Annotated in this window: 13 protein-coding genes; 11 read left to right on the top strand and 2 right to left on the bottom strand. The window is 41.9% G+C overall.

Annotation, left to right across the window (positions count from 1 at the left end; all coding sequences use genetic code 11):
* Nucleotides 1-19: 19 nt before the first annotated feature.
* From fucP to ITJ87_RS04075, 7 genes are all read left to right on the top strand, one after another.
* Complete coding sequence (gene fucP / locus ITJ87_RS04105; RefSeq protein ID WP_016272203.1) at nt 20-1450, top strand: L-fucose:H+ symporter permease; 1431 nt, start codon at nt 20-22, stop codon at nt 1448-1450.
* Nucleotides 1451-1461: 11 nt separating this feature from the next.
* Nucleotides 1462-3102 (top strand): ribulokinase, encoded by a 1641-nt coding sequence (locus ITJ87_RS04100; RefSeq protein ID WP_117967164.1) that lies wholly within the window; start codon nt 1462-1464, stop codon nt 3100-3102.
* A 29-nt stretch (nt 3103-3131) separates the two neighbouring features.
* The gene (locus tag ITJ87_RS04095; protein WP_005824687.1) at nt 3132-4307 is read left to right on the top strand and encodes a glycoside hydrolase family 172 protein; all 1176 of its coding nucleotides are present in this window, start codon (nt 3132-3134) and stop codon (nt 4305-4307) included.
* 102 nt (nt 4308-4409) lie between these two features.
* The gene (locus ITJ87_RS04090) at nt 4410-7334 is read left to right on the top strand and encodes a TonB-dependent receptor (protein WP_230391790.1); all 2925 of its coding nucleotides are present in this window, start codon (nt 4410-4412) and stop codon (nt 7332-7334) included.
* 18 nt (nt 7335-7352) lie between these two features.
* The gene (locus tag ITJ87_RS04085) at nt 7353-8927 is read left to right on the top strand and encodes a RagB/SusD family nutrient uptake outer membrane protein (protein WP_057282217.1); all 1575 of its coding nucleotides are present in this window, start codon (nt 7353-7355) and stop codon (nt 8925-8927) included.
* Nucleotides 8928-9003: 76 nt separating this feature from the next.
* A complete protein-coding gene (locus ITJ87_RS04080; protein ID WP_117974554.1) occupies nt 9004-10977 on the top strand; it encodes a glycoside hydrolase family 97 protein in 1974 nt (657 codons plus the stop codon).
* Nucleotides 10978-10983: 6 nt separating this feature from the next.
* Nucleotides 10984-12417, top strand: a complete 1434-nt coding sequence (locus ITJ87_RS04075) for a DUF4185 domain-containing protein (protein ID WP_117974552.1) — start codon at nt 10984-10986, stop codon at nt 12415-12417.
* Nucleotides 12418-12487: 70 nt separating this feature from the next.
* On the opposite strand, the gene ITJ87_RS04070 is transcribed toward ITJ87_RS04075, so the two are convergent.
* Together ITJ87_RS04070 and ITJ87_RS04065 are read right to left on the bottom strand one after the other, a co-directional pair.
* A complete protein-coding gene (locus ITJ87_RS04070) occupies nt 12488-13366 on the bottom strand; it encodes a DMT family transporter (RefSeq protein ID WP_117965076.1) in 879 nt (292 codons plus the stop codon).
* A gap of 397 nt (nt 13367-13763) precedes the next feature.
* Nucleotides 13764-14048 carry a hypothetical protein gene (locus ITJ87_RS04065; RefSeq protein ID WP_007558537.1) on the bottom strand — a complete coding sequence of 95 codons (285 nt, stop codon included), beginning with the start codon at nt 14046-14048 and terminating at the stop codon, nt 13764-13766.
* A gap of 210 nt (nt 14049-14258) precedes the next feature.
* Here ITJ87_RS04065 and ITJ87_RS04060 point away from each other — a divergent pair, with 210 nt between their 5' ends.
* From ITJ87_RS04060 to ITJ87_RS04045, 4 genes are all read left to right on the top strand, one after another.
* Complete coding sequence (locus ITJ87_RS04060) at nt 14259-14774, top strand: RNA polymerase sigma-70 factor (RefSeq protein WP_007558540.1); 516 nt, start codon at nt 14259-14261, stop codon at nt 14772-14774.
* A gap of 71 nt (nt 14775-14845) precedes the next feature.
* A complete protein-coding gene (locus tag ITJ87_RS04055) occupies nt 14846-15649 on the top strand; it encodes a FecR family protein (RefSeq protein WP_007558542.1) in 804 nt (267 codons plus the stop codon).
* Nucleotides 15646-18207: a TonB-dependent receptor domain-containing protein gene (locus ITJ87_RS04050; RefSeq protein ID WP_117985015.1), complete on the top strand. Its 2562-nt coding sequence runs from the start codon at nt 15646-15648 to the stop codon at nt 18205-18207. Before ITJ87_RS04055 ends, ITJ87_RS04050 begins: the two co-directional genes overlap by 4 nt.
* A gap of 4 nt (nt 18208-18211) precedes the next feature.
* Complete coding sequence (locus tag ITJ87_RS04045) at nt 18212-19192, top strand: DUF4249 domain-containing protein (RefSeq protein WP_117985014.1); 981 nt, start codon at nt 18212-18214, stop codon at nt 19190-19192.
* The last annotated feature ends 5 nt before the right edge of the window (nt 19193-19197 follow it).

The raw sequence follows: 19197 nt of genomic DNA, 5'->3' as shown, positions 1-19197 counted from the left end.
TATATAATAGAGAATTCGTATGGAATCAAATAAAATAATACCGAAAGGAATCCTCTTCCCATTCATTCTGCTCACGACTCTTTTCTTTGCTTGGGCTGTGCCGAATAATCTGACAGATACTATGCTTGCAGCTTTCAAGCGCATCATGAGTATGAGTGACTCAAAAACAGCTTGGATACAGGTAGTGTGCTATTTGTTGGGATATGGATGTTGTGCTGTTCCCGGTGCCTTGTTTATCAAGAAATACACTTATAAATCAGGCGTGATGCTGGGACTTGGTCTATATGCATTTGGGGCTTTACTGTTCTATCCTGCCATGCTTAGCTCGGGAGTGAATGTTGATTTCAGCTTCTTTATGTATCTGCTGGCAATCTTTGTTCTCTTTGCCGGACTTTCAGTTCTGGAGACGTCTACTAATTCTTATGTATTGGCAATCGGTCCTGAAAGTACCGCGACACGCCGTTTGAATCTGTCTCAGGCCTTCAATCCGTTCGGAGCGATTACGGGAGTGGTGATCAGTCAGATTTTCATCCTCTCACAACTGAATGGAATGACAGCGACAGAGCGTGCCCAACTTCCGGCTGAGGAGCTGGCCGCCATCCAGGGGCAGGAATTGAATGCTGTTACTACTGCTTATGTGGTACTTGGTCTGGTGATGTTGGTGCTCTTACTTGCTATTCGGCTTACCAAAATGCCTAATCTTAGTGAAAAAGGTGAAAAAATAGAGTTTGGTGCCACTCTTCGTCGTCTTATAAAGAATAAGAATTATGTATGGGGTGTAATAGCACAATTTTTCAATATTGGTGCACAGATAGCCGTATGGTCATTCGTGATCCGTTATGCTATGGTACAGCTGAATTTTGACGGTGTATTGGCTTCTTTAGGAGATTCTGCTTCTGCAGATGCTGTTGTAAATGCATTACGGGGAGTGGAACCGGTAGCTGCCGCATTCTATAATTGTTGTGAATGGCTTGGATTGAATGATTTGCTGCCACGTACAGCAGAACAGGCTGCAGCTACTTACTATATCATGTCACTTATTCTCTTTGTAGTAATGAGATTCGTATGTACTGCCATGATGAAATATGTGAAAGCTTATAAACTCTTGATAGGACTTGCGCTTCTTGCTGTAATGTGTTGTTTGGGTGCCATGTTCGGCAAGGGCAGTTTCGGCGTCTATTGCCTGATGGGCATTTCTGGTTGTATGTCATTGATGTTCCCGACCATTTATGGTTTTGGTCTTACAGGTTTGGGGGATGATACTAAGATTGGAGGTTCATTCATGGTAATGGCTATTGCCGGTGCTGCCGTTCTGACCCAAATTCAGGGTATTGTCTCCGACCAGACGGGTAGTATTATGGCTGCATATGTTGTACCGGCCGTTGCTTTTGCAGTGATTGCCTATTATGGGTTCTTCATTGCAAGAAAACAAGAATTGACAACCAAATAATGCTTTAGACTATGGAATCAAACAAGAAATACGTTATCGGTCTTGATTTTGGTACGGATTCTTGTCGTGCACTGGTAGTGGATACATATACTGGCCGTGAAATGGCTACGGGGGTAAGTTTTTACCCCCGTTGGAAAGCGGGACTTTACTGCGATGCACACAACAATCGTTATCGCCAACATCCATTGGATTATATTGAATCCATGACAGAGGCTGTACATATAGCTTTATCTGATTTGAAGGAAGAAGAAATTACTTCTATTTGCGGATTATGTTTTGACACAACTGGTAGTACTCCTGCTTTAACCGATAAGGCAGGAATGCCATTAGCTTTGCGCCCTGAATTTGCAGAAGAACCGGATGCTATGTTTATTCTTTGGAAAGATCATACAGCTGTTCGAGAAGCTGAGCAAATCAACGCACTGATCAATCAACGCAACCTTGATTATTTGCTTTATGAAGGTGGTACTTATTCATCAGAATGGGTATGGTCAAAGGTTTTACATATTATTAACACAAACGTCGCTATAAAGGATGTTGCTTATGCTTGGGTAGAACATTGTGATTGGATGACCGGATTAGTAACTGGTAATACTATTCCGGAACAGATCTTTCGTAGCCGTTGTGCTGCTGGACATAAAGCAATGTGGCATGCCAGTTGGGGTCTTCCTTCCGGCGAAGTTCTCGAAGAACTTAATCCGGCCTTGAAGGAAATGCTCCCCCATCTGTTCACAGAAACCCACACCAGCGACACCAAGGCAGGGGAACTGACACCCGAGTGGGCAGACAGGCTTGGACTTCCCCAAGGAATCGCCGTGGCTGTGGGGGCGCTGGACGCCCATATGGGAGCCGTAGGCGCATCCGTCGCCCCGGGGATACTGACACGTATCATGGGAACATCCACCTGCGACATCATGGTTGCCGGCAAAGACGAGGTAGGCGGACGCTGTATCAAGGGAATCTGCGGCCAGGTGGACGGTTCGGTGCTTCCGGGATTCATCGGTTTCGAAGCCGGACAGTCGGCTTTCGGAGACATCTACGCCTGGTTCAGGAAAATGCTGGCATGGACACTGAAAGATATCCCCGGAGGGGAGGCCAGGCAGAAAGTTCTGGACGGCATGCTGGTGGAACTCACCCGTGAGGCCCAGGACATGGAACCCTCCGAGGACGGTGTTGTCGCCCTGGACTGGATGAACGGCCGCCGTACCCCCGATGCGGACCAGAACGTGAAGGGTGCCGTTGCGGGACTCACGTTGGGTACCAGCGCCCCGGAAATATTCCGTGCGCTGGTGGAAGCCACCGCCTTCGGTTCCCGCCGTATTGTGGAGCATATGAAGGGCCAGGGGCTGCGCATTGATTCGGTCAATGCCATCGGAGGTATCAGCAAGAAGGCGCCCTTCGTGATGCAGACGCTGGCAGACGTGCTGGACATGCCTATCCGTGTGGTCCGCTCGGAACAGACCTGTGCCTTGGGAGCGGCAATGTTCGCGGCAGTTGCCGCAGGGGTGTACAAGGATATCAATGAAGCGACAAGGCACATGGGGTCGGACATCGAAGCTGAATACCGGCCGGATGAAAAAAGAGCCCTCATCTACGAAAAACTATACAAGAAATATCTTGAACTGGCAAAACTTGCTGAAACCATTAACTAAATATACAAACCTATTAATTTATTTAAACCATGAAAATCAAATTTTTTATCTTAGCAGCCTTATGTATGGCAACTATAAGCATTTACGCTCAAAATTTTAATGGACTTGACATGAATATGGGTAATTTATATCGCTTATCCAATGCCAAGACACGTTCCATCAGCCCTGAAAACTTTACAGGTGAGAAAGGTAAAGGTGGTATGGCTGATCCAATTACAGATAAAGAAAAAATAAATCAAGCTAATGCACATCATGCAGCTAAAACTTTAGGGCAAGGCTGGAAAGTCAATCCTTATGTAAACATTGGCCCTAACGAAACTTTTACTTTAGCAGAAATCGAAGGCCCTGGTTCTATACAACAAATTTGGATGACACCAACAGGTGAATGGAGAAAAACAATTATTCGCTTTTATTGGGATGATGAAAAAGAACCTTCTGTAGAGTGCCCTATAGGTGATTTTTTCTGCAGTGGTTGGGGACTATATTCTCCATTAAGTTCATTAGCAGTTTGTGTAAACCCTGGTAGTGCGTTCAATTGTTATTGGCAAATGCCTTTCCGCAAAAAATGTAAAATTACAATGGAAAACATTGACCCCAATAATGAAATGAGAGTTTATTACCAAATAAACTACACTTTAACAGAAGTTCCTGAGGATGCAGCTTATTTTCATGCACAATTTCGTCGCTCAAATCCTAATATAAATTCTGACCATGTATTGGTTGATGGTATTAAAGGTAAAGGACAATACGTTGGTACATATATTGCTTGGCAAGTGAATAATAACGGTTGGTGGGGTGAAGGTGAAATTAAATTCTTCATGGATGGTGATAAGAAATTTCCGACAATCTGCGGTACTGGTACAGAAGATTACTTTTGCGGATCTTACAACTTTGAAAATAAAACGACGCATCAATATGAAGAATTCACTACTCCTTATGCAGGATTACATCAGATTATTCGCCCAGATGGAGTTTATCGTTCACAACAACGTTTTGGCATGTATCGTTGGCACATACTTGATCCAATCCGTTTTGAAAAGGATTTAAAAGTTACAATTCAAGATCTTGGATGGCGTAACGACGGCCGATATCTCGATCAGAAATCAGACATTTCTTCTGTTGTATTTTGGTATCAAACTGAACCACATGCTAAATTTCCAACATTACCTTCAGTAGACGATCTAGAAATTGTACGACCTTTTTAAAATACTCTGAGAAATATATAATTATTTATCTAAACATTTTATCACTTTGAATCTATGCTAAATTTTTATCAAAAAAGGACTTTGTCCAATACAATTCGACTAATGACAATATTATATATGTTATGCATATGTCAATTAGCTATTGCACAAACCAAAAACTTCCAAGGTGTCGTAAAAGATGCAAAAGGCAACACATTACCAGGAGTTACAATATTGGAAACTGGCACCAGTAATGGAGTTTCAACAAATATTGACGGAATATTTGAGATAAAATTAAGACCTGGCAGTACATTAACAGTAAGTTATATTGGATACATTACTCGCACCATTCCAACTAACGATAAAACTACTTTTTTAAACATCATTCTTGAAGAAGATGTATTTCAGCTTGATGATGTGGTAGTGGTAGGTTATGGTTCCATGAAAAAAGGTGAAGTAACCAGTGCTATTACATCAGTAAAAAAAGACGATTTTCTTGCCGGGATGGTAAAAAGTCCCGAACAACTCCTTCAAGGAAAAGTAGCAGGTCTTCAACTTTCAAATTATACTGGTGATCCTGTATTAGGACTCGAAATGACTATTCGAGGTGTTAATTCATTATCTGGTAATACTAGTCCATTGATCGTTATTGACGGAATTCCAGGTGGTAGTTTAACAGCTATTTCAAGTGAAGACATAGAATCTATAGATGTGCTAAAAGATGGTTCTGCAGCTGCTATTTATGGTACTCGTGGTACAAATGGTGTCATTGTAATTACTACCAATCGTGCTAAAGCGACTAAACTTTCCATGGAGTATAATGGATCTATCTCATTTGAAACATTTGCAAAACATGCTGATATGTTAACAGCCAATGATTATCGTAGATTAACAGATGATCCTGATTTTCCAGGTATTCAAGATGAGGGAACTACCACTGATTGGGTGGACGCTATTAGTCGTACAGCTATCAGCCACAATCATTTTCTTTCTTTGAAAGGTGGTAGCGCTGAATCCAATTACGTAGCTTCCATAGATTATCGCAAACGTGAAGGTGTCATTCGTCATACAGATCGTGAATCTATTACAGCTAAAATAGGTCTAAATCATAATATGTTCAATAATAAATTACGCTTTCAATTCAATATAAATGATAGTTATGTCACCCAACAACGTGCATGGTATGCAGCCTATTTAAATGCTTTATTAGAAAATCCTACCCGCCCTATCTATGATGAAAATGGAAATTATACGGAATATAAAGTAAATCTTAAACCTTATAATCCGGTTGCCATGATTAATGAAGAATATGATGTAGAAGGATACAATCAATTAATGATGAGCGGGAAAATAACTTTATCACCAATTGAAGGTCTTAATCTAAGTGTGATGGGAGCTATGCAACGTTTTGATCGCATGGAGAATAAAAGCAATACATTTAAACATATGACTACTGTGGTAAACGGAGATTATGGTAATGTTTGGAATTGGGCTGATAATACAATGCAAAAGAATTTAGAATTGGTAGGTGATTATACCAAATCATTAGGTTTACACAATCTAGGTGCCATGATAGGTTATAGTTACCAAGATGATGATGCTAAAGGTATATATCAATGGGCAAAAGATTTTCCAACAGATATGTTTGGACCTTGGAATATTGGTTCTATGAATGATATGAAGGATAATAAGGCAGCTATGACCAGTTATAGAAATACTCATAAACTAATTTCATTTTTTGGTCGATTGACTTATAATTACAATGAAAAGTATATGTTTATGGCCAGTTTACGCCGTGAAGGTTCATCACGCTTTGGAGATAACCATAAATGGGGTTGGTTTCCTGCTATATCAGCAGGATGGCGCATTAGCAAAGAGAATTTTATGCAAGATATCCAATGGTTAGATGACTTAAAAGTTCGCATAGGTTATGGCGTTACAGGTAATGAAGTCACATCTAATTTACTATCCATGTATTTGTTAAATTATGGTGGATATGCATATATTAATGGAAAATGGACACAAGGTGCAGGTCCATACCAAAATCCTAATCCCGATTTAAAATGGGAAACGAAGAGTGAGTTAAATTTGGGACTTGATTTTTCATTCCTAAAAAATAGACTTTCTGGTTCTATTGATATTTATCACCGTGAAACTTCAGATCTACTTTCTACCTATGAAGTACCAACTCCACCTTACATTGTATCAAGTATGATGGCAAATGTTGGAAAAATTAGAAATCAAGGCATCGAATTGTTATTAAGTGGTACTCCTATTAAAACACGCTATTTACGTTTTGACATTACAGGAACATTTTCCTATAACAAAAATAAAATCATTTCTTTATCAAATGGACTTTATCAAAAAGATTATTGGTATGAAGGAGCTACCGGTTCACCAATTCAAACCCATACTCACATAGTAAGAGAAGGTGATCCCGTTGGTAATTTCCATGGTTTCCAGACTCATAGTCTTACATCTGATGGTTTATGGATGGTATATGGTACTGATGGTCAACCCAAATTATTGACTGATGCTGATGATGGCGACAAAAAAGTTATTGGTAATGGTATTCCAACAACTTATGGAAGTCTAAATTTAGCATTAAGCTATAAAGGTTTCGACGTATCTGTTATGTTCCGCGGTGCATTCAATTTTCAAGTCTTGAACCGCCAACGTATGCATTGGGAAACAACCTCACGTATTGGAGAAGGCAATCTACCTCGCTCAGTATTGGAAAAACCATTTGGTAGTAATTCATATGTAAAAGGTGCTCCTGCTATGCAAAGTTATTATGTAGAAGATGGTGATTATGTAAAATTGGATAATATAAATGTTGGCTATACATTTAATCTTAAAAAACAAAAAGTCATTCAACGTCTTCGTCTATATGTAGCAGGCAATAATTTACTCACAATGACTGGTTATAAAGGACTAGATCCAGAAGTTAGTATTAAAGGACTTGCTCCTGGTGTTGAAGGATCTGGTGCAGGCGAATTATATCCTACTACACGTCAGTTCACTGTTGGCTTAAATCTTTTATTTTAACCTTAAAAAATTACAGCAATGTTCAAAAAACAATATATTACTGGTGCATTTTTAGCTGTTATCTCTTTATTCAGTTCTTGTACCAATTTGGATGAAGAAATTTTTAGTAGCATCCCTGAAAAAGACTTTTATAAAACTGAATCTGAATTCTTGGCAGCCATGGTTCCCATATATTCCAGTATGCGTACCTTAACAGAACATTCAAACTGGTGGGATTTAGAAGAAACTACCGATGTTTGTGTTACTCCAGTTAAAAATCATGGCTTATGGTATGATGGAGGTATTTATATTCGCTTACACCAACATTCTTGGATGGAAGAAGATGCACATCTAAACAATATATGGAATGCATTATATTCAGGTGTCTCAAGTGCTAATAGAGTTCTTTACCAATTTGAAAATTCAACAATAGAAATGAATGGTAAAGAAAATTATATTGCAGAATTAAAAGTAGCTCGCGCATTTTATTATTACTTACTACTAGAAGCTTTTGGTAATGTTCCCATTATTGATCGATTTGATGTTCCTGATGGTTATTTACCAGCAACAGAGCCACGGTCTAAAGTTTTTGAATTCGTTGAGTCGGAATTAAAAAATAATATCAATAACTTAAGTGAAGATGTCTTAAACACCTATGGACGTTTTAATAAATGGAACGCAAAAATGCTTTTGGCACGTCTATATTTGAATGCTGAAGCATGGATAGGAACTCCCATGTATAATGAATGTGAAAATTTATGCAATGAAATTATTGCTACTAATAAATATAGACTAGACGGAGATTATTCACTCCCATTTTCTACAAATAACGAATTGAGTAATGAAACAATGTTTGTAATTCCATTCGATGAAACCAAATCAGGTGGTCAAATTTATATGTGGGCACGCAAAACTTTACACTATTCTCAAATGCAAACTTTCAACCTCCAAGCCACTTGGCTTGATGGTGGGTGCGTCGGAGTTCCTACTTTCTTTGATAACTATATAGAAGGTGATAAGCGTTTAGAAAAAACATGGCGCATGGGACAACAATATGCACTTGATGGTACTCCATTATGGACAAATGGTTGGTGCGGAGACCCACAAATGCTGCTCAGTTATACCAAAGATGTTACTAATATTAGTGGAGATGCTACCATGTATCAAGGGTATCGTTTTGGCAAATATGAAATCAAAATAGGTGCAACAGGTACTCCTGATAATGATTATGTCATTATGAGATATGCCGAAGTATTAATGATGAAAGCTGAATGTATACTCCGTACAGGAGGTAGCTCACAAGAAGCTGCCGAATTAGTAAATGAAGTACGTAGAAGAAACTTCGATACAACCAATGAATTAACCGGTTCAGAATTAGAAGCTACCACAATTTATAATGGAGTTCCAGTAAAATATGGTCGTTTTCTTCAAGAACTTGGTGTAGAATTTGCATTAGAAGGCTTACGTCGAAGTCAACTTATTCGTTTTGATAATAATTTCACAAAAGGTACTTGGTGGGAACACCAGCCTACTAATGATACAAAACGTAATCTCATGCTAATACCATTTGATCAGCTACAACGTAATTCTAATTTAGTACAAAACCCTAAATAATACTATCATATTTCAAGCGGAATTTGAAAAATGTAAATTCCGCTTGTATTTTCTAACTAAATATATTATTATAAAAATGAGAAAACTTTTTATTATATGTGCCCTCCTATTCTGCCTTGGTACCGCTTCAGCCCAGCAGAAGTTCTCTGTGGCATCTCCCGACGGGAAGCTGAAGCTTGTGCTGGACATAGCACCTGAGAAAGTGGCTTACAGCGTGAAATACGGGAAACAGCAGTTGCTGGAGGACTCAAGGCTGGGATTCGAGTTCGACAGCGGGGAGTTCGGGGCAGGACTCAAGGCGGGAAAGGTACAAAGGAGGAAGATAGACGAGACATACGAGCTGGTAGTAGGAAAGGTCAGTAAGGCAAGAAACCACTGCAATGAGATGATAGTCCCCCTGGTGGAGAAGAACGGGAAGGAGAGAACGGTGAACCTGGCTGTAAGGGCATTCAATGATGGGATAGCATTCAGATACGAATTTCCCAAGCAGAAAGCATGGAATTCATACGTGATGTACGATGAAAGGACACAGTTCAACTTACAAGGAAACCCGATGGCGTTGCTCATGTACCTGCCCGGGTATGTAAATACACACGAAGGGGTATACAGTCATGTAAGATATGACAAGGTCGCAAGGAAGAGGCTGATAGAGATGCCCGCCACATTCGAATTCGACAATGGGGTGGCCCTGGCAATAACAGAGGCGGCAATAAGGGACTACGCGGGAATGTACCTGGTGAAGGAGAAGAGTGGACTGGTGGGAAAGCTCTCGCCAAAACTCGGGCAGGAAAAAATAAAGGTTGAAATAGACAGTTTCCCACACCGTACCCCGTGGCGCGTGATATCCGTTGCAGACCGGGTAGGAGGATTACTGGAGACGAACATACTAACAAGTCTGAACGAACCATGCAGGATTGAAGACACTTCATGGATTAAGCCTTGCCGGACCACGTTCACATGGTGGAACGGGAATGTCGTGCCGGACAGCACGTTCTCTCCAGGGAACAATTTCGACACGAACAAGTACTACATTGATTTTGCTGCGCGCAATGGCTTGGATGTACATGGAATCTACGGATATGCGGAAACTCCTTGGTACTATGATGACAACTTCAATTTCGGATGGGCGGGACCCAATGCGGACATCACAAAACCGATACCATGCCTGAACATGCCAAGAATTGTGGAATATGCAAGGAGCAAGGGGGTGGGCATACATCTGTGGGTACACTGGAGACCGCTCTATGACAAGCTGGAGGAGGCATTCACGCTGTATGAGAAATGGGGGGTCAGGGGACTCATGGTGGACTTCATGGACCGCAATGACCAGGAAATGATCCGTATCCAGGAGGAGATACTGGAATGTGCGGCAAGGCACAGGCTCTTCATACAGTTCCACGGATCGAGCAAGCCCTCAGGGCTGGTGAGGACCTATCCGAATGAGTTCACGAGGGAGGGGACGCTCAACTACGAGGTATGCAAGTGGGACACGCTGGTGAATGCGGACCATGACATTGCGATACCCTTCACCAGGATGCTGGCGGGAGCGACGGACTATCACCTGGGAGGGTTCAGGGCACTGCCACGCTCGGAGTTCAAGATACAGTATGTAAATCCTCATGTAATGAGCACACGCTGCCATATGTTGGCCATGTATGTGGTTTTGGAAAACCATCTCACCTCGTTGTGCGATACGCCAAAGGCTTATGAAGGTCAACCGGGGTTCGAGGTGCTCCGTACCGTGCCGGGAACGTGGGATGAGATAAGAGTTCCGCTGGCAAAAATGAATGAGCATGTCACGGTGGCCCGCAGGAGCGGTTCGGACTGGTGGGTAGGCTCGCTAAACAACGGTACGGAAAGGAATCTGAAATTGAAATTGGACTTCCTTAGTGAGGGGGACTACCAAGCAACGATCTATACCGATGCGGAGGATGTGGACCGGAATCCAAACAATCTGAACAGACTGGTGCGGAAAGTTACAAGGAAGGATATCATTGAACTGAATCTGGCAAGGGATGGAGGAGCGCTATTACATATTACAAAATTATAAAAAATCATGATACGAATACATGTATTATTACTTGCAAGCCTCCTTTCTATATGGGGGCTTACAAGTTGTGAAAATTCGGATACAGATAAAGTAAATAGTTATAATTTAGAAGTTAACCTTTCTCAAAATGAAATTACTGCGATTAATGGTATAATATCTATCAAAGTATCAATAAAAGAATTCGATCAACTAGCTTATTTAGTAATAAATAAAATTAACGATACTAATAACATTTCTGAGAAATATATAAAATCAAATTTATCACCAGAATATATATTTGAATATATTATAAAAAAGGATGATCCTTCTACATTTTATTTTGAATTTATTGCAGTAGATAATAATAATCAGTCATCAGAAATTTCCAAATTGATAGTCAATAAAGGTATCGTCAATTATTCTAGAGAATTAAAATTTTCAAATTTAAAATGTGTATCCCGTATTACTGGTGCTGAAATAAATGGCACAAACGGATTACCTATTGTAGAATTTGAAGTAAATAATCGTACTAATGAATTATACAATGTAGGTGGTACAGATTTAGGTATTGTTTGGGAATTACAACCCGGACATTATGGATTTTTTTTCGGCGATACATTCGGTAGTGACTTTTATCCAAATTTTGTAAATCCAGGACCCAATGGGAGTAACTGGAGAAGTAATGTTTTGCTTTTCTCTGACGATCAAGATCTTTCTGATGGGCTCACCATTAATGGTGCTGCTATGGATGAAAGTGGTAAAAATGCTCGTGAAATATGTTATGGAGGTAAAGATGGAAGTGGTAATGGAGATTGGACTTCTATTCCCACAGCAGCCATTCGTGCCAATGGCATAGATTATGTTCATTACATGAATATTCGTAATTGGGCAGGATGGATAACTAACTTTTCAAGTCTTTACAAATCTTCAGACAATGGAATTACTTGGACACGTTGCCAAAATGTAAAATTTGGTTCAACAAGTAATTTTGGTCAAGTAAGCTATTTCAAAAAAGACGGATATATTTATATGGTGGGTACAATTACTGGACGTGACAATAAGCCTCACCTTGCTCGTTTTTTAGAAGAAAATATTGAAAATCAAACAGAATACGAATTTTGGAATGGAAGTGGATGGATTAAAGGAAATGAAACTGCAGCCACTCCATTATTCAATGATATATCTGGAGAACTTTCCATCGCTTATCATCCAGAATTTAAAAAATGGATATTGCTCTATTTCAATAGTACACGCTATGATATCTCATTCCGAACAGCAGATCATATTATAGGGGAATGGAGTAAACCACAAAAACTAGTCGATGGCTGGCAATATTCACAATTGTATGGTTCTTATATTCACCCCATATCACTCAAAGGAAATATACTTTATTTCATTATGTCTATGTGGCTACCATATAATACTTATTTAATGTCTGCTGAACTCAAATGTAATCTATAAAAAGAATTTTGCTAAATCACATTAATAATGGGGCTGTGTCTTTGCAGACACAACTCCATTTATCTTGTATTTATTTTTTTCCTGCCCAATAAACTCCCCCCAATATCAGTACCGCCCCCATCAAAGCAACTATAGTAAGCTGTTCGCCAAGCAGAAAAGCAGAACCTACCAGAGTGAAGAGAGGATTCAGATAAATATAGTTGGAAGCTCTTATTGTTCCCAGCTGTTTTAAGACTACGTTCCAGACTACAAAACAAATCAAAGAAGCCAATACACCCAGGAAAAGTAAATTGAACAAAATAGCCGGCTCGAGAAGACGGACAATGTCGAAGTTCCAGGGATGAATCAGAAATGCAGGAAGAATAGTCAATACCCCATAAAAAAATATCTTACGGGTAATAAAAATTATACTGTAACGGTTGGACATTTTTCTCATTATTAAACTATAGAATGCCCAGGAAAAAGCTGCAAGTAAAGTAAGGAAATCACCTAAAGGAGAAATCTTTAATACAAAACTACCATTATAAACCACCAATGCCACACCAACCAACGCCAGCAAAGAACCAGCCATCAATCCACGGGTAACCTTTTCCTTTTTATAAATCCACAAAGAAAGAATGGTCGTGAGCAATGGTGCCGTACAGACAATAAATGCCACATTCGTCGCCAATGTAATCTCCAAAGCTGTATTTTCCGTAAAAAAGTAAAATGAACCGCCTGCTATACCTCCTAAAAACAGCCAAGATTCATCTTTCCAATTATCAGCAAACAGTTTTCGGGGAGAAATAAACCAGATGCCCAGATAAGCTATCAGGAAACGAAGCAAGAATATTTCCTGCGGGGAAAGGCTATGCCCAATCAATACTTTCGTTGAAATAAAAGTCAGACCCCAAATACCTACCGTAAGGACGGCGACAATATGATAAATATAATTTTTCATTGCGTTCATACACTTCCGATAAGTTGCGCAAAGATACGACTTTCTTCTTCAACACAATAACGCGAAGGATGAAATCTTCCCAGACTTCATCCTTCGCTATATCCTAAAAATCTGAGCAAGTATTTACAACTAATTATTCCTCAATATTTTATAAGCAATAAGTCAGGAATATGGTCGTTGTCTTTAATTGTACATTCTAAAGGATGAAGATTTAACATTTTTATTATTTCTTAGCTTATTTGACTTATTATCACCTGTTCGTACAGTCAGAGTACTTCTTCCGAAAGTTGTTCGGGCTCCTCGTCCGTCACCTTATGTTGGTTGACGCCGGGAAAGTAGTGACGCGCGTAAATCATCTGTTGCCGGATGTTGCTGGTCGTCACGTACCGCCCAACATTCTATTAATTTATGAGCGTGCTCTAGCGGGTGATAATAAGTCGGTGAGTTGTCCCATCAAGCCGAAGAGGAACCGGAAATTATTATTTACCAGTTCGTGGTCACCTTCGATGAAGCAGTCCTTGATAAGCGTTCTCATAGCCGATACCTCGTCTTTCTTGGATACGGGCATGAACTTGGAGAACTGCGAAAAAGTTGGTTCTGCCATGAGGGCTACATACATCTCCTTTTTACCGCAAAAGGTTTTCCGAACTCCACCATCAAATAAACCTTGCGCAACTTCTTTTTCTTCCATAAACGTATTTTTTATTTTCCGATAGATATAGGACGGAAAAAAAGAAAGAATGTGGAAAAACGGAAAGGAAAGTGCGGAAACCCCGTGATGTTTTCCACCATGTGTATATGGGAAAGGGGTACGTTATATTTCTTTAACAATATGAAATAGTGAATTTTGCCTTATTTTGTGTCCTTTTATGTAGACACACAGAATAATAAGCCTATTTGTATGAATAAATTTACAATAGACATAGACGAAACATTTAAATACCATTATCGTTCGTTATGCTTGTACGTGCTGCACTATGTCCATGATACGGATATTGCAGAAGACATCGTACAAGATAGTTTTTCTGCCTTGTGGGAGAAATTAAGTATCAGTGGAGCCGAGATAGAAAATGTCAAAGCCTACCTTTATACGACTGCCCGCAACCGCAGCCTGGACTATCTGAAGAAGGAGGAGATTTATGATCCGAATCTTTCCCCTTCTGATTTTGAAGATACGTTGAGCGATGAGGAAGCGGAGGAACGTTCGGTCAGGGAAGCGCGGATGTGGACTGCCATTGATGCCTTGCCCGAACGCTGCCGGGAGATATTCCTGCTGAACAAACGCGACGGCATGAAATACAGGGAGATAGCCGCCAAGTTCCAGATTTCCGTAAATACGGTGGATAACCACATCAGCAAGGCGCTCCGACTGATACGGGAAGGGACACAGAAAGTTTACGCATTCTTATTTAACTAATATTCACAAATTCCGCATAGTGAATTTGTCTGTAATCCCAGTCATTAATACGAAAACCAAAATAAAAGAGTATGAGAACCACGGATGAAAAATGCCTTCATTTTGTCTTGCGCCACTATCAGAAGAACAAGTTGGATACGCAAAAAGCATTGAAGGCTTTCAAAGAGAAATACCAGATAACGGAACAGGAACGGAAATCCTTCCGCTTGTGGTGGATACTTCCCGGTATGGCGGCAGCCATTCTGGTCGCAGTCCTTATTTATCCCCGCTTCCGGGAAAACGGAGCATGGAAGGAGGTAACGGCTTACTCGCACCCCGTGGATTATATGCTTCCGGACAGTTCCTCCATAACCCTGTTCCCGCATTCTTCCGTCCGTTTCCACGCAAAAGATTACCGGAAATCCAGCCGCAAAGTTCACATGGAAGGAAAAGTCGCGTTTTCTGTCAAGCATGACAATGCCCACCCGTTTACGGTAGAAGGGAAACTGTCCCAAGTCAGGGTATTGGGTACTGTCTTTACCGTCGATGAGAGCCGTGCAGACACAGCTATCGTGCAAGTCACATCGGGAAAGGTGCAGTTCTCAGCAATCGGGCAACCGGACGTTGTGATACTGACCGGAGGCATGGCAGCGCAAGTGACGGAAGAACAACCGGACGTACAGGTAATCAAAGAACGGAAAGCGGGCAGCTTTATTTTCGACAACGCCCCACTTCCAAAGGTACTTGAGGAATTGTCCCGATATTATAAAGTCAAACTATCCGCAAGCAATGAGAATAAACGCCTGACGGCCAGCTTCAAGAACAAAAGCCTTGATGAAATAATCAGGTTTATAGAGAAAGTGTTGAATGTAAAGATAGAAAAAGTAAAACAATGAAGTTAACAATCATTGCGATTATATTGTGTGTCTCTCTGGGTGCTAAAGCCCAACAGGATTCAACCGAAATGAAAAAAGCCATAGATGCCATGCAAAAAATGTATTCTGTTCATTTCGTATACGATTCTTCCTTGGCAAATATAAAGCCCAAAGGTATCTTCCAGCGGAGCAGTTCCTTGCCTGAGAACCTAAAAAGGATTTTCAGCGGAACCGGCATCCGATGGGAGATTCAGGGAGAATATGTCCTGCTGTTCCGCCAGAACAACTATACTTTTTCCGGCCACATATGCGAGGATAACGGAGAAACGCTGATCAACGTGACCATTTTCGATTTGAATACCCAAACGGGAACACTGAGTAACGAACAGGGATTTTTCAGCATTACGCTGCCGGAGGGGAAACACAAACTTCGTTTCTCTTATATAGGTTATCAGGATGTGGTGAAGGAGGTGGATTTGACATCCAATTACAACGGTGTCATCTACCTGAAAGAAAGCAATACTTCGCTGAAAGAAGTAGTAGTGGTTGCAGACTTGAACGCTTCCCTCCGCACGACACAGACCGGCAAAGTGTCGCTGACCTCGGAACAGTTGAATACGGAGTTTTCGCTGCTTAGTTCACCGGACTTGGTAAAGACCCTCCAGAATATTCCCGGTGTGGCTTCCGGAACGGAGCTGCTTTCCGGCATGTATGTACACGGAGGCAAGAACGATGAGAACCTTTTTCTGCTGGACGGAACACCGCTTTACCAGATCAACCATTTGGGCGGGCTGTTCTCCGCTTTCAATACGGATATTATCAAAAACGTGGATTTCTATAAAAGCGGTTTCCCGGCACGTTACGGCGGCAGACTTTCTTCCGTAGTGGATGTACGCACCAAAGAGGGGAACATGAAGGAGTTTCACGGGACTTTCTCCTTGGGGCTGCTCGATGGCAGAGTCCAGTTTGAAGGCCCGATCATAAAAGACAAGACCTCGTTCAACATAGCCATGCGAAGAAGTTGGGCAGATCTTTTCACAGCTCCGGCATTCTTCCTGCTCAACCGTTCCAATCCCGATGACAAAAAGAACGTGCGCTATGCCTTTCACGACATCAACGGGAAAATCACCCACCGTTTTTCGGACAATAATAAACTGTCCCTTAGCGTGTATTCCGGAAATGACCTGCTGAAGACAAAAGCCCGGCAGACGTTCGAAGACGGGGAACATTACGACTCCGATTTCAAGGCTCAATGGGGCAACCTGACTACGGCTTTGACGTGGAACTGTCAAATCGTCCCGAAGTTGTCCGGCAGTTTCACCGGTGTCTATTCACGCAATATCTCCATGTATGATTATGTGGAAGGCAGCCGTTTCTTTTCCGACGGGGAACAAACTTCCATGACGGGAATGGAACGGTCCAACCGTTCCACAATCGACGACATGGGATACCGCATGGAGTTCGACTACCGTCCCGGCACGAATCATCATATACGCTTTGGCAGCAATTATCTGCATCACATATATCATCCGCAAAGCACGGCTTCCAGAAACCAGACGGACAGGGATACCTTATCGACAGAAAACGCAAGCAGCTATAAGGGTAACGAGGTCGCTTTTTATGTGGAAGATGAAATGCGGCTGTCCTCCAGGACGAAATTAAACGCGGGACTGCATTACACCCTTTATCAGACAGACGGAAAGATGTACCATTCCTTGGAGCCAAGACTGGCCATGAGTTACCAATGCTCGGAAAAAGCCACGATGAAAGTGTCCTATACGGAAATGAGCCAATTTGCGCACCAACTGTCAAACACCTATCTGAACCTGCCGACAGACAGTTGGGTTCCTTCCACACGCAAAGTTCGTCCCATGCGTTCAAGGCAAGTGGCAGCCGGGATATATACGGAGTTGCCTTGGCATATCAGTTTGAACGTGGAAGGATATTACCGTACCACAAGCCAACTGCTGGAATACGACGGGGGCAACAGCCTGATGCTTCCTGCCGAGAACTGGGACAATCTGGTCAAGACCGGCAAGGGAAAGTCTTACGGCGTAGAATTGTCATTGGCATACAAAGACCGTTACAATGTCATCGAAGCAGGATATACGCTTTCATGGAGCTTGCAAAAGTTTACTGATTTTTATCCCGGCTGGTATTCCAGCAAGTTCGACAACCGGCATAAACTGAACATCGCCTACCGGCATAAGTTCAATGACCGTATAGATGCCTACGCCGCATGGGTTTACCGTAGCGGCGACCGTGCCACCGTCCCGAACCAGTATGTAAACGGGCCCTCTTTTCCGGGCATACCGGATTCAGGCGAACCGGAACTGGTTTACGAGAAACCGAACAACATCACGCTCCCGGCATATCATCGGCTCGATTTGGGTGTCAATTTCCGGCGTACTACCAAAAGGGGATTCGAGCGTATCTGGAACGTCAGCATTTATAACGCCTATTGCCGTATGAATGCGTTTTATACCCGGATAGAGCGTCTGCCCGACGGCGGTTTCAGGGGTAAGGGATTTGGCATTTTCCCGATTATACCCTCGTTTAGTTATACCCTCAAATTTTAAGTGCATGAAACATTTATATCATATATTACTGCCCGTGTATATCGGCTTACTTTCGTCCTGTACCTATCATTTTGAACTGGACGATGTGGGCGCTTCTCCCAGACTGGTGCTATACAGCTATCCGGGAAGCGGCGACACAACGGTAGTCCACCTTTCACGCAGCCTTCCCGTCAGTCAGAAAGGCGAGCTCGTCCGGGGACTGAAGGGAGCGGACGTCCACCTGTCCGTAAACGGTGAAGCGGTACCCCTTGCATGGACGGACGATTCCATACCGGGAGTCCCCGCCCAAAGCTATTACGCGGTAAAGGCGTATGAAGATGGCGACAAGGTCAACATAACCGCAGCGGCAGAAAGAATGAAAGCGGTTTCATCCGCTACGGTTGTCCCGTCCCGATTCCCTTTGACATCAATCAAATTGGCTCTCAAAGACGGTGAACCGAACCTGCTTCAGTTTCGGATAGGCTTTACAGACAATGCGCAGACAAAAGACTATTATGCGTTGAAGGTGGAGCGTAAACAACTGTTCTGGAACGATGGCAAGTATTCGGAAGAAAGCAGTACCCTCGCGTTGAACTTGGACGACGAACCTCTGCTGAATACATCTTCCGGGTTAGACGATATCCTGATGATTGAAAACGGGTTCTACCGGAATTTGTATTACTGGGACGATACGAAAATTAAAGGGAAAAGCTACACGGTTCGTCTGAATACCAATTACGAGGCAGACTATGAAGACGACTTCATAACCCCTGACGGAACCGAACATATCAAACGCCAAGTGAAATACAGAATCAGCCTGTACAGCCTTTCGGAAGAGTTTTACAGGTATCTGAAATCACTGAACGACCAGAAAAACAACGGGCTTGGAAACTCTGAACTGGCTCCCATACGCTCTACTTACACCAATGTCATAAACGGGATAGGTGTCGTGGGAGGATGCAGGATGTTCCAGACGAAATGGATAGACAATTTACAGGAAAACTAAATAAT

Origin of the sequence: Bacteroides sp. HF-162, assembly GCF_015679285.1 — a bacterium.
In the GTDB taxonomy this organism is placed as follows: Bacteria; Bacteroidota; Bacteroidia; order Bacteroidales; family Bacteroidaceae; genus Bacteroides; species Bacteroides uniformis.
This window is presented reverse-complemented; position numbering and strand designations above follow the sequence as displayed.